This window comes from Methylobacter sp. S3L5C (assembly GCF_022788635.1).
GTDB lineage: Bacteria > Pseudomonadota > Gammaproteobacteria > Methylococcales > Methylomonadaceae > Methylobacter_C.
In genome coordinates this window covers 3,719,238-3,730,634 of sequence record NZ_CP076024.1, presented here as the reverse complement: position 1 = coordinate 3,730,634, position 11,397 = coordinate 3,719,238, and the positions used below count along the sequence as shown (strand labels likewise).

Here is an 11,397-nt window from a genome sequence, read left to right as displayed (position 1 = left end):
TCGGGGTAGTGTTTAAATCAACCAAAGCTTTTGGTTGAAATCCCCCAATTCCAATTTTTCTGGTGCAGTAGGAGGCTGTCCGAAAATAGAAAACCTACTGCGGAAAAGCTATTTTGGCCATATTTTCCGTTTATTTTCGTTTAATAGAACAGCTATTTGTCTCAAATGACCAAAATAGCTTTCCCTCGCTACGGTTCCTATTCTCGGACAGACTTCTTGAGTCAATAGCAAATAGATTCTTTAAAATAGATAACTCTGAAATCGGTTTTTGTGGAGTTTTGTATTTGCTTGGTTTTATGGCTTATCACCCTAATTTATCGAAGACATTCATTAATTGCTTAGCCGACAAATCTGCTTGATAATTAAAACTTGGCATATCAATCTCGATTACCAGAGACAAGATTATGAAAAATTTTAATGAGTTGAATAAAAAGTGAAAGAGATTGAGTGGCTTACCGATCTGGAAGAGCATAACTACTCTGCGGCTGAATCTTATCTTATGCTTTTGTACAATGATGAAAGGATTACCGAAATGATGATTTTTTTAGAAGTGTTGCCATTGTGCAATTTAAAGCTAAGGTTATTTTCAGGTCTTCTTAACTTTCATTGTTGGGTGTGAGTAATTTCCATGTCGAGAACAACAGGGAAAAATACTGAAAGGTAAGCGTTTTTCGCCTCTCCTCTTGATTACGGGATCAACAGCATGAAAAAATAGTCTTGCCGATGACTATCACCGCTGGAGTGCTATCTATGGGTTTAACGAATATGCGATAATCCAATGCAAGATCATTCAAGTTGATCCAAAGTTGGTTAATTTTTTCATTGAGTTACTGACAGATTGGTTTTTATTGTTAAGTTTATGTAGACATAATCAACATTCTAAATAGACGTTAGAGCTGTTGGTTTACTTGGCAAGCACCCTGTAAATTACATAGGCTGCAAAGACAATGGTTAAGATATAAATACCCGCAGAAATCATTTAAAGATCCTCGTCAGTTATTGGTGTGGACTACTGTATCGGTAATTCAGTTAGCCTTTTTAGTAAAAATTAATCACCGATAAATTACCATCAGTGAAGTTTATTCATATCTCCCAAGGCTAACCAGATTCTTACACATCAACAATTGACTGTCACTACTTTATTTTAAGGATTTAATTTTGGCAACATCCATAAAAAAATGTGCGTGGGCACTGACCAGTTCTGTCTCAGAACACTATCACGATCTGGAATGGGGTGTTCCTGTCCATGATGACTTGCTGTTATTTGAATTTTTGATACTTGAGGGTGCTCAGGCGGGTTTAAGTTGGGTGACTATTTTAAAAAAACGTGAAGAATACAGAAAAGCTTTTGATAATTTTGACGTGCGTTGCATTGCATCCTATGACGATAACAAAATCAATTTACTGTTGGCTAATCCAGGTATTGTCAGAAACAAGCTAAAAATTAATTCTGCCGTAGGTAACGCCAAGGCTTTTTTGGCGGTTCAAGAAAGTTTTGGCAGTTTTGATGAGTATATTTGGTTATTTGTCGATGGCAGGCCTTTGTGTAACCGCTTTAAGAGTGCTGCTGATCTTCCGGTTTCGACTTGTCTATCTGACTTAATGAGCAAAGACCTGAAAAAACGCGGATTTAAGTTTGTTGGCAGCACTATTTGTTATGCCTTTATGCAGGCAACCGGTATGGTGAATGATCATACGGTCGATTGCTTTAGATATAATGACATTAAAAGAACATACAGCACATGATTTACAAGTAATGAAGGTAATTTTGAAGCTGATCAAGACAGGATTTTAAAGGGATGGCTATTAAAAAATCGTCAAAAATAAAGCTTTCTTACAATGACGGTGCGAGGCTCTCAGCGTGGCGAGAATCACTGAATGACATCATTTTTGGTTCTGAAACGGCCAAGGGTAAAGCCTTTGATATTGCATTGAGTATCGCTATTTTGCTGAGTGTAGTGGTTGTCATGATGAGCAGTGTTGATAGCTTTCAGCAACAGTTTTCTTATAGTCTGGCTGTTTTTGAATGGGTATTTACTGCCTTATTCACGCTTGAATACGGTTTGCGTTTAATTAGCGTTCGGAGGCCTTGGCTATATTTTAAGAGTTTCTTTGGCGTGGTGGATTTACTGTCGATATTACCCGCTTATTTGATGCTTCTGACTCCAGGGGCAGAATATATGCTCGTTATTAGGATTATCAGGTTATTACGCGTTTTTCGTATCCTGAAACTATCAGAGTATATGCAGGAAGCGAGCGTTCTGATGACGGCATTAGGTAACAGTTCCCGAAAGATCATTGTGTTTCTTTATGCGGTATTAACGCTGGTTATTATTTTTGGGTCGCTGATGTATGCCGTTGAAAATAACGAAGCCGGTTTTACCAGTATTCCAAAATCCGTTTATTGGGCGATTGTGACCATTACTACCGTTGGTTATGGTGATATTGCACCGCAAACGGTATTAGGCCAAATGATTGCTGCTACGCTGATGATAATGGGTTATGGCATTATTGCTGTGCCTACGGGCATTTATAGTGCCGAGCTTTATAAAACGTATAATGCCGGAACAATCAGAAATGATGCCTGTCCTGATTGTGGTAAAACAGGGCATGATGTTGATGCCGACTACTGTAAATATTGTGGTCATCAATTGGATGATACAAAATAGCATGACAGGTGAGGTTGATGCTATCCGGATGCTGGTTAAAGTTAGTTTGTCACAATAAATCAATTGATAAGGAGTAAATCACTATGCGTTATCTACACACCATGATTCGGGTTCATGATTTGAATGAATCTCTGGATTTTTTTTGTAATAAATTGGGATTGTTGCAAAGTCACCGGTTTGATAGTGAATCGGGCCGTTATACCCTGGTTTATTTGTATACGCCGCTTGATGTGGATCAGGCCTTGAAGGTGGAAGCGCCATTAATAGAGCTGACTTATAATTGGGATACTGAAGTCTATGAGGGAGGGCGTAACTTTGGTCACCTTGCTTTTGAAGTTGACAATATTTATGAGACCTGTCAAAAATTGATGACGGCGGGCGTATTAATCAACCGTCCACCACGTGATGGCCACATGGCATTTGTGCGCTCACCAGACAAAATTTCTATTGAACTGTTACAGAAAGGTGAGTCGTTGGCTCCTGCAGAGCCATGGCTTTCCATGGAAAATAGAGGGACTTGGTAAGGCTACGACGGGCGACTGATTAGCCGCCCTTTTTGATAAGCCAAAGCCCCGGAGGGTGGTCGTGTTTTTCTATCCTGCACATTGAAAAGCCGATGCTTTTATTGGCTGATAGACAAAAAATGTCGACACGCCAACCATCCTGAATAATATTGGCTTTTAGTTCTTGGAATCTTTTTTAGATTTTTTGGCGGCTTTTTTTTCTTTTGGATTCATGGCCGGTTTTTTCTTGTCTTCTTTATTGCTTTTTTGTTCTTTGCTCATGGTAATGGCTCCAAATAGTTGATGGTGGTTTTCTTATAACGAATAAAAATAACATAAGCATTGCTGTGTTTTGAAGATTAAGGTGACGATATTTAACTCCTAAATACATCGGGCTTAAGCATACTCTTATGCACTTGAAAGAACAACTTTAGCCAAGCTGGATAAAGCAAGATCATTACAGGCTTGATTAGAGTCAATGTTTTTAATTTTACATGGGGCGACTTGGTCAAAACGCCGGTCAATATCGGTTGGATTCTTAACTTTATAAAATTGATTTTTTTATGAAAAAAACAGCATTTTTTACTGTCATTATTATCCTGTTTATAAACATAAGTGTCTGTTTTTCAAATGAAAAAAATTCACCAGAAAATAGGGTTGTGAATGCGGCAACTTTTAGTTGTGCAGACAAAAAAACCATTCAAGCACTTTTTTTTAAAGATAAAGCCGAGCTTACTTTGAGTGATGGCAGGCATTTGCTGTTGCTTCAGGCTATTTCAGCTTCCGGTGCCCGTTATACAAACACCGACGAATCATTGATATTTTGGAATAAAGGTAATACCGCTTTTATAGACGAAGGTAATAAAAACACATTTAAAGACTGTATAACGGCAGTAAATAATAAGGCACCTGCTCAACTAGCCAATCCTGCATCGGTTAATTGTTCAAAATCAGGCGGTGATTTGGTTATTGAAAAACGTGGCGATGGCGGAGAATACGGTGTGTGTGCTTTTCAAGACAACAAAGCGTGTGAGGAATGGGCATTGCTGCGTGGTGATTGTCCGCAGGGAGGCGTTAAAATCGCCGGATTTGATCGTATCGATCAGAAATATTGTATATGGCTTGGCGGTAAAACAGTGGCAGAGCCACAATCAGTTTGCACCTTTAAGGATGGTTCAAGTTGTTCTACTAAAGCCTTTTATAATGGAACCTGTACTATCGGCCATTAATTAGAATGGGTAGAGGCAATTGAGCCTCTACCCATTTTAGTCAGCGGTTTTTAAATGGCGTTTTTGATTCGTTCCAAAGCATTTTGTAGATTAGCCATGCTGGTGGCAATCGAAATGCGGATATGGCCTTCGGAGCCAAATGCAGAACCCGGAACCAAAGCAACACCGGCTTTTTCGATTAAATAATCCGAAAACTCCAAATCGTTGTTAATGCCATCCAAGCGGGCAATCAGTTTTTCTATATTGGGAAACACGTAAAAAGTGCCATCAGTTTCCAGACACTCAACACCGTCAATACTATTAAGTTCTGCTACGACATAATCATGACGTTTTTTAAATTCAATGCACATATTGCTGATAAAGCTTTGGTCACCGGTTAAGGCTTCTTCGGCAGCATATTGTGAAATAGACGTTGGATTGGAGGTGCTTTGTGACTGAATAGTACACATGGCTTCAATCAAATCAGCCGGACCTGCGGCATAACCGATACGCCATCCGGTCATTGAATAAGCTTTCGATACACCATTCATAACCACTGTGCGGTCATAAAATTCGGGATGTGCATTTAAAATATTAACGAACGAGCCTTGATTCCAAAGAATGTGCTCATACATGTCATCAGTGGCGATAATAATGTTGGGGAAATCAGCCAGCACGTCACCCAGCGCTTTCAGATCTTCCAGGCTATAGGCAACACCTGATGGATTGGAAGGGCTGTTAATAAAGATCAACCGGGTTTTTTCGGTAATCGCTGCGCGTAATTGCTCGGGTGAAATTTTAAAATGTTGTGCTTGTGTGGTTTCAATAATAACCGGCACACCATCAGCCAGTAATACCATATCAGGATAAGAAACCCAGTATGGCGCAGGAATAATCACTTCATCGCCAGGGTTAATCATGGCCTGAGTCAGGTTGTAAGAGCTTTGTTTACCGCCGCAAGAAACCAGAATTTGTTTAGGTTGGTAATCAAGGCCGTTATCATTTTTAAATTTAGTGATAATGGCTTTTTTCAGGCTGGCAGTTCCATCTACGGCAGTGTATTTGGTAAAACCGCTATTCATGGCCTTAACAGCCGCTGCTTTAATATGATCAGGCGTATCAAAATCGGGTTCGCCTGCGCCAAGGCCGATAATGTCTTTGCCTGCGGCACGCATTTGAGCGGCTCTGGCAGTAATTGCCAACGTGGGTGAAGGTTTAACTGCTTTAACTCTGTTGGAAAGTGTGATGCTCATATTTCGTCGCGTAATAGTAATGTAAGAAATGACAGCAATTATACGCTATGTATAATGGCTTGCTAATAGTAGAGTATTAAAAAGTGGCAGCAAAAGTCTCCCTCTGCAAAAGAAGAGAGCTGGAGTGTGTTGGGTTTACTGTTCATGCCGTATCTTTTTTTCTCCCTTAAAAAGAAGAGCATTTCATTACCGAGAAACAAGTTTAGTGCGAAAAAAATTTAAAATTCATAGTCAATTTCAACCGGCAGGCGATCAACCTACTGCCATAAAAGCATTGATTGAAGGCTTAAGTGATGGTGAGGTTCATCAAACCCTGCTGGGGGTAACCGGTTCGGGAAAAACCTTTACCATCGCCAATGTTATTAATGAGGTGCAGCGTCCCGCGATGATTATGGCGCCCAATAAAACGCTGGCTGCGCAGTTATACGGTGAGATGAAAGAATTTTTTCCGGAAAACAGTGTCGAGTATTTTGTTTCTTATTATGACTATTATCAGCCGGAAGCTTACGTGCCGGCATCAGACACGTTTATTGATAAAGATGCGGCAATTAATGAGCATATTGAACAGATGCGCTTATCCGCGACCAAGGCATTAATTGAAAGAGGCGACACCATTATCGTCGCAACGGTTTCGGCGATTTATGGTTTGGGTGAGCCGGAATCCTATTTTAAAATGGTCTTGCATCTGGTCAAGGGTGACATCATTAATCAACGCGATATTCTGCGCCGCCTTGCAGAAATGCAATATACGCGTAATGATCTGGAATTGCGCCGCGCCACTTACCGTGTGCGTGGTGAGGTTATTGATGTTTTTCCTGCTGAATCGGAGCAGGAAGCTTTAAGAATCGAATTATTTGATGATGAAGTGGAGCGGTTGTCCTTATTCGATCCATTAACCGGAGAAATAGTCCGGAGACTGGCACGTTATACCATTTATCCAAAAAGCCATTATGTGACCCCCCGTGAGAATTTGCTGTCAGCGGTTGAAGCCATAAAAATTGAGCTTATTGAACGTCTGCAGCAGTTGCGGTCATTAAACAAACTGGTTGAAGCGCAGCGATTGGAACAACGTACCTTATTTGATATTGAAATGATATTGGAGGTAGGTTATTGCTCCGGCATTGAAAATTATTCCCGTTATTTGTCAGGCAGGATGGCTGGAGAATCACCACCTACCATGTTTGATTATTTACCGGATGATGCACTGGTTATTATTGATGAAAGCCACGTTACCATACCGCAAATTGGCGCCATGTATAAAGGCGACCGGTCACGCAAGGAAACTCTGGTTGAATACGGCTTTAGATTGCCGTCGGCTCTGGATAATAGGCCCTTAATGTTTGCCGAGTTTGAAGCCAAATCACCGCAACGAATTTATGTATCAGCAACTCCAGGTCCTTATGAAAGAGAGCATTCAGGCGTATTTGCCGAACAGGTTGTCAGGCCAACCGGCTTGCTTGATCCGGTTGTGGAAGTGCGACCGGCAACGTCTCAGGTTGATGATTTATTATCAGAAATTAATCTGCGTGTCAGCGTAAAAGAGCGCGTACTGGTCACCACCTTGACCAAAAGAATGTCTGAAGACTTAACGGAATACTTAGCCGAGCATGGCGTACGTGTGCGTTATTTGCATTCTGACATTGATACTGTAGAAAGAGTTGAGATTATCCGGGATTTGCGCTTGGGGCAGTTTGATGTGCTGGTCGGCATCAACCTGTTACGTGAAGGTCTTGATATACCCGAAGTGTCTTTGGTGGCTATTCTGGATGCCGATAAAGAAGGTTTTCTGCGTTCAGTCGTGTCGTTGGTTCAGACGATTGGACGAGCGGCGAGAAATATTAATGGTAAAGCTATTTTATATGGTGACCGGATTACTCGTTCCATGCAACAGGCGATAGAAGAAACCGATCGTCGCAGGGAAAAGCAGCATCTGTTTAATCTTGCCCATGGTATTGAGCCCGCAACCATTCTTAAATCAATCACTGATATTATGCAGGTTGCTATTCCCGGTTCCGGACCGCCATCCAATAAATCACTGGGTAAGGTGGCAGAATACGCTGCAGACTATAAAACGATGACACCCAGGCAATTGGGTAAAAAGCTCAAGCAACTGGAAGATGCCATGTATGGCTATGCGAAAAATCTTGAATTTGAGCAAGCCGCCAGAATCAGGGATGAAATTAAGGTATTGCAAGAGTATTTGTTGATTTAGCCAGGCTTGTGGATAGTTTACCAAGTCATGAATGCTTAAATTAATAGACCTGATAGCGGCTTTTGTATTACTCTAAATCAACAACAACGCAGGATTTAATAATGAACCATTACGAAAATAGCAAAAAAGCGCGGCGCGTGGCGTCAGTTACTTATCTTATAATTATGGCAGTGATTCTTGGCGGAACTTTTTTATCAAACGAACAAAAAGAATTAGCTAAAAAACAGTCCCCCCAGTCTATAGAAAGAGCTAATGGTTTTTCTAATACCCCGATTCAAAACTAAGACATCGGCTAAACATTATTGGATATTGCCTAATAGTTGATTATCAGTTGTAAGCAAGTTAAAGAAATAACAGATTGTTTTATAAGAGGTGTTAATGACTATTGCTTTAATCTGCTAGAATACCCCTCCAATGAATAAGTGAGGTAAATTATGATTAAATCAGAACTTGTAAATGTGCTAAATGATAAATTGCCGGAGCTTCAAAAAAAAGAAGTGGAATTAGCACTTAATGTCATTTTAGGGCAGTTGGAAAATGCATTGGTCAGTGGCGAACGCATTGAAATTAGAGGTTTTGGTAGTTTTAATTGTCGTCAGCGTCCAGCGCGGGTTGCGCGAAATCCTAAATCAGGTGAAGCCGTTAATTTGCCGGCAAAAGTCACTATTCACTTTAAACCCGGTAAAGAAATGCGAGATCGGGTTAATGCTGCCAGTGATAAATTTGGCATTACCGAATAAAGGCTTCATTAACCGTGTCTTTAAGCACCACGACTATAGCTTTGCTGACCAAATAGTCTATTGATTACCAGAAGAAAAAGTTGGAAAAAAGCCGCACTCGCTATTGCAAAAAGAGAGGCTGTTAAGATCATCATGTTTATAATTTTCATACGACATCACCGAATGTTTGTTTGATTTCGATGCTGATAATCCTCTCGTTAAATAGGCAAAACAAGTAATTTAAGCATTCATTAAATAAAGATTAGTTAGCGCTTTAGGTGCTTTTTTCGGTGTTAGCTTGGCCCGTTGTTTATTTGCAACAACCTTTTTGACGACCTGTTTTCAGGTTAGAGATAAGCTCATCATGAGAATATCAACTTGTTAAAACAACGTATAAATAGTGCTTGCCCGGCAGGTTTTTTTGTATAAAAACAACACAGGAATCAATGTTTAAACATTGCCAAATTCGCATTTTTATTTGCAAAATTTTCCGGTAATGACCGCAATTACTGCCGGGGAAATTCCCTTCACACTCGATCATTAAGTTCTCTTGTTTTGGCTTTATAGATCCTGGATAACCTGCAATACAACGACTAATAAATGTAGGTTGGAATAAAGCTTTTCAAGCGTAAGCGAGAACAAGCGTTTCCGGCACAGACTGTACTTGTGTGCCCTAAACGCCACCACGCTAAGCCCTTTGACAAGCCCAGGACAGGCTTGGGTGGTCTATTCCTGTCTGCATCTCATGGCATTAACCAAGGGCTTGGATAATGTTACTGACGAAAATCAGCTAGAGCCAAAATATAGATTAAAAAATAACGGTGGTTGACTATGCAACTTCCCTATTTTCCCCATACCTTACCTGCCGAGCTGAAAATATTAGTGGAAGTTACACTAGACATGGCGTCCTGCTGGTGTTGTAACTTTTGCAGGTATTGGCGTATTTTGGAGAAGCCATTAGCTTATTTTTGAATAAGCCTTGTCGATCAATATCTGCTCTATTTAAGTATTTGTACGTATTTATTTTCCTATTTTATTGTGCTTTAATGCGCGAATAATTTCTGTCATGTTTTATTGCAGTCATAAAAATAAAATCAATCATCAGCTTACAACGATACCATCAATTAATAACACCACGCATCTCAAACCAATACCACCGGAGATGAAACAATGACCACCAATAAACAAGGCACCATTACAAGAATTTTCGACCACCAAGAAGAAATCATTGACGAGTGGTTGCATGAGCAGTTTGCCGCTCTCTCTGCACGTCAGGATTTAATTTCCGAACTTGATTTACGTCGGCAATCAATCGAATTTCTCACGCTTTTTACCTCCGCCTGTTCTATAGGTAACCTTACTGACATTACCAAGCCTGAGTGGAGGCCGGTTCTGGACTTTCTGGTTAGCGTCTCTCGTAGTCGCGCTATCCAGGGCTTTTCGCCTTCAGAAACCGCCACCTTTGTTTTTTCGCTTAAGCAACCGCTGTTTGCCCGTCTTCGGCAGGAGGTGGGTGCTGATGCCGAATTGTTGGCTAATGAGCTATGGAATACGACGGTACTTATTGATAAGTTGGGGCTTTACACCACTGAGGTCTATCAAAAGAGTCGTGAAGAGATTATCAGGCATCAGCAGGCAGAAATGCTTGAGTTGTCCACGCCAGTGGTAAAGCTTTGGGAGGGTATTCTTGCGGTGCCGCTTATTGGTACACTTGATAGTGTCCGTACTCAGGTTGTGATGGAAAATTTGTTACAAAGTATTGTCGATACCGGTAGCAGTTTTGCCATTGTTGATATTACTGGCGTCCCCACGGTCGATACGATGGTTGCCCAGCATTTGCTTAAGACAGTTTCTGCTGCGAAGTTAATGGGTGCCAATTGCGTTATTAGCGGTATTCGTCCGCAGATTGCGCAGTCGATGGTGCATCTTGGCCTGGAGTTCAGTGATGTGGTCACCAAGGCTACACTGGCCGATGCTTTGGCTTATGCGCTTCGTCAAATGGGTTGTACTATCAACAAGCCAGCGTAGTAAAAACTCGGGAAGTTACTATGGATCATATACCTATCATTAAAGTCGGTGAATTTCTGCTGGTAAGTATTCAGGTGGATATGCATGATCGACTGGCGATGAGATTACAGGATGATCTCACCATCCACTTGATCAAAACTCGTGCTCAAGGTGTTCTTATTGATATCTCTTCGCTTGAAATTGTTGATTCGTTTATTGGTCGGATGATTGGCAATATTGCATCAATGATGAACGTGTTGGGGGCTGAAACCGTTGTCGTTGGTATGCGACCAGCGGTGGCTATTACCATTGTCGAGCTGGGATTATCGTTGAGTAATGTTCGTACTGCCTTAAACGTAGATAAAGGCATAGACTTGCTCCGAGTCCTGGTTAACTTAACCGGAGACAAAGGTAGCCGTCATGAGACTCATCAAAAGTGAAGTACTGCCATTACATACTGATGATGACTTGGTAAAAGTGCGTCAAGCCGTGCGCGCGTGGATGATTGAACAGGCTTTTGGTTTGGTAGCGCAGACTAAAATGGTGACGGCTGCCAGTGAACTGGGTCGTAACATAGTGGTATACGGCGGTGGTGGTTTTGCGCGGTTGGAATGTCTGGACGATTTTTACCGGCTAGGTTTTCGGGTAATATTTGAGGATCAGGGGCCGGGTATAGCCGATATCAATCAAGCGTTGACGGACGGGTTTACCACAGGTAAAGGCTTGGGCTTGGGTTTGGGTGGTGCCAAGCGTCTGGTGAATGATTTCGAGATTTGGTCGGAGCCAGGCTATGGTACGCGCGTGACCATTACCATGTGGAAATAAA

Annotated in this window: 11 protein-coding genes; 10 read left to right on the top strand and 1 reads right to left on the bottom strand. The window is 41.3% G+C overall.

Going from position 1 to position 11,397, the window contains the following annotated elements; genetic code table 11:
- The first annotated feature begins 1,170 nt into the window (after window positions 1–1,170).
- The 4 genes from KKZ03_RS16910 (at window position 1,171) to KKZ03_RS16895 (ending at window position 4,401) form a co-directional block, all read left to right on the top strand.
- Window positions 1,171–1,746 (top strand): DNA-3-methyladenine glycosylase I, encoded by a 576-nt coding sequence (locus tag KKZ03_RS16910; RefSeq protein ID WP_243221662.1) that lies wholly within the window; start codon window positions 1,171–1,173, stop codon window positions 1,744–1,746.
- A 53-nt stretch (window positions 1,747–1,799) separates the two neighbouring features.
- A complete protein-coding gene (locus KKZ03_RS16905; RefSeq protein ID WP_243217958.1) occupies window positions 1,800–2,669 on the top strand; it encodes an ion transporter in 870 nt (289 codons plus the stop codon).
- Between the two features lie 83 nt (window positions 2,670–2,752).
- Window positions 2,753–3,193, top strand: coding sequence for a VOC family protein (locus tag KKZ03_RS16900; RefSeq protein ID WP_243217957.1), 441 nt, complete (start codon window positions 2,753–2,755; stop codon window positions 3,191–3,193).
- A 542-nt stretch (window positions 3,194–3,735) separates the two neighbouring features.
- A complete protein-coding gene (locus KKZ03_RS16895) occupies window positions 3,736–4,401 on the top strand; it encodes a DUF333 domain-containing protein (RefSeq protein ID WP_243217956.1) in 666 nt (221 codons plus the stop codon).
- 50 nt (window positions 4,402–4,451) lie between these two features.
- Here the strand turns inward: KKZ03_RS16895 and KKZ03_RS16890 are convergent, their stop codons facing one another.
- Window positions 4,452–5,633: a pyridoxal phosphate-dependent aminotransferase gene (locus KKZ03_RS16890; protein ID WP_243217955.1), complete on the bottom strand. Its 1,182-nt coding sequence runs from the start codon at window positions 5,631–5,633 to the stop codon at window positions 4,452–4,454.
- A gap of 205 nt (window positions 5,634–5,838) precedes the next feature.
- Between KKZ03_RS16890 and uvrB the strand changes: the two genes are divergently transcribed.
- The 6 genes from uvrB to KKZ03_RS16860 all read left to right on the top strand — a co-directional run bounded on the left by uvrB (window position 5,839) and on the right by KKZ03_RS16860 (window position 11,396).
- The gene (gene uvrB, locus KKZ03_RS16885; protein ID WP_243217954.1) at window positions 5,839–7,845 is read left to right on the top strand and encodes an excinuclease ABC subunit UvrB; all 2,007 of its coding nucleotides are present in this window, start codon (window positions 5,839–5,841) and stop codon (window positions 7,843–7,845) included.
- 101 nt (window positions 7,846–7,946) lie between these two features.
- Window positions 7,947–8,129, top strand: coding sequence for a hypothetical protein (locus tag KKZ03_RS16880; protein WP_243217953.1), 183 nt, complete (start codon window positions 7,947–7,949; stop codon window positions 8,127–8,129).
- A 150-nt stretch (window positions 8,130–8,279) separates the two neighbouring features.
- Window positions 8,280–8,585 carry an integration host factor subunit beta gene (locus KKZ03_RS16875; protein WP_243217952.1) on the top strand — a complete coding sequence of 102 codons (306 nt, stop codon included), beginning with the start codon at window positions 8,280–8,282 and terminating at the stop codon, window positions 8,583–8,585.
- A gap of 1,149 nt (window positions 8,586–9,734) precedes the next feature.
- Window positions 9,735–10,592, top strand: coding sequence for an STAS domain-containing protein (locus KKZ03_RS16870; protein ID WP_243217951.1), 858 nt, complete (start codon window positions 9,735–9,737; stop codon window positions 10,590–10,592).
- 20 nt (window positions 10,593–10,612) lie between these two features.
- Complete coding sequence (locus KKZ03_RS16865) at window positions 10,613–11,011, top strand: STAS domain-containing protein (RefSeq protein ID WP_243217950.1); 399 nt, start codon at window positions 10,613–10,615, stop codon at window positions 11,009–11,011.
- Window positions 10,992–11,396: an anti-sigma regulatory factor gene (locus tag KKZ03_RS16860; RefSeq protein WP_243217949.1), complete on the top strand. Its 405-nt coding sequence runs from the start codon at window positions 10,992–10,994 to the stop codon at window positions 11,394–11,396. Before KKZ03_RS16865 ends, KKZ03_RS16860 begins: the two co-directional genes overlap by 20 nt.
- The last annotated feature ends 1 nt before the right edge of the window (window position 11,397 follow it).

Bases quoted from the DNA above. Each gene is read 5' to 3' on its own strand.
- KKZ03_RS16895 (WP_243217956.1), top strand. From the start codon at position 3,736: ATGAAAAAAACAGCATTTTTTACTGTCATTATTATCCTGTTTATAAAC.
- KKZ03_RS16860 (WP_243217949.1), top strand. From the start codon at position 10,992: ATGAGACTCATCAAAAGTGAAGTACTGCCATTACATACTGATGATGAC.
- KKZ03_RS16875 (WP_243217952.1), top strand. From the start codon at position 8,280: ATGATTAAATCAGAACTTGTAAATGTGCTAAATGATAAATTGCCGGAG.
- KKZ03_RS16880 (WP_243217953.1), top strand. From the start codon at position 7,947: ATGAACCATTACGAAAATAGCAAAAAAGCGCGGCGCGTGGCGTCAGTT.
- KKZ03_RS16905 (WP_243217958.1), top strand. From the start codon at position 1,800: ATGGCTATTAAAAAATCGTCAAAAATAAAGCTTTCTTACAATGACGGT.
- KKZ03_RS16890 (WP_243217955.1), bottom strand. From the start codon at position 5,633: ATGAGCATCACACTTTCCAACAGAGTTAAAGCAGTTAAACCTTCACCC.
- KKZ03_RS16865 (WP_243217950.1), top strand. From the start codon at position 10,613: ATGGATCATATACCTATCATTAAAGTCGGTGAATTTCTGCTGGTAAGT.
- KKZ03_RS16870 (WP_243217951.1), top strand. From the start codon at position 9,735: ATGACCACCAATAAACAAGGCACCATTACAAGAATTTTCGACCACCAA.
- KKZ03_RS16900 (WP_243217957.1), top strand. From the start codon at position 2,753: ATGCGTTATCTACACACCATGATTCGGGTTCATGATTTGAATGAATCT.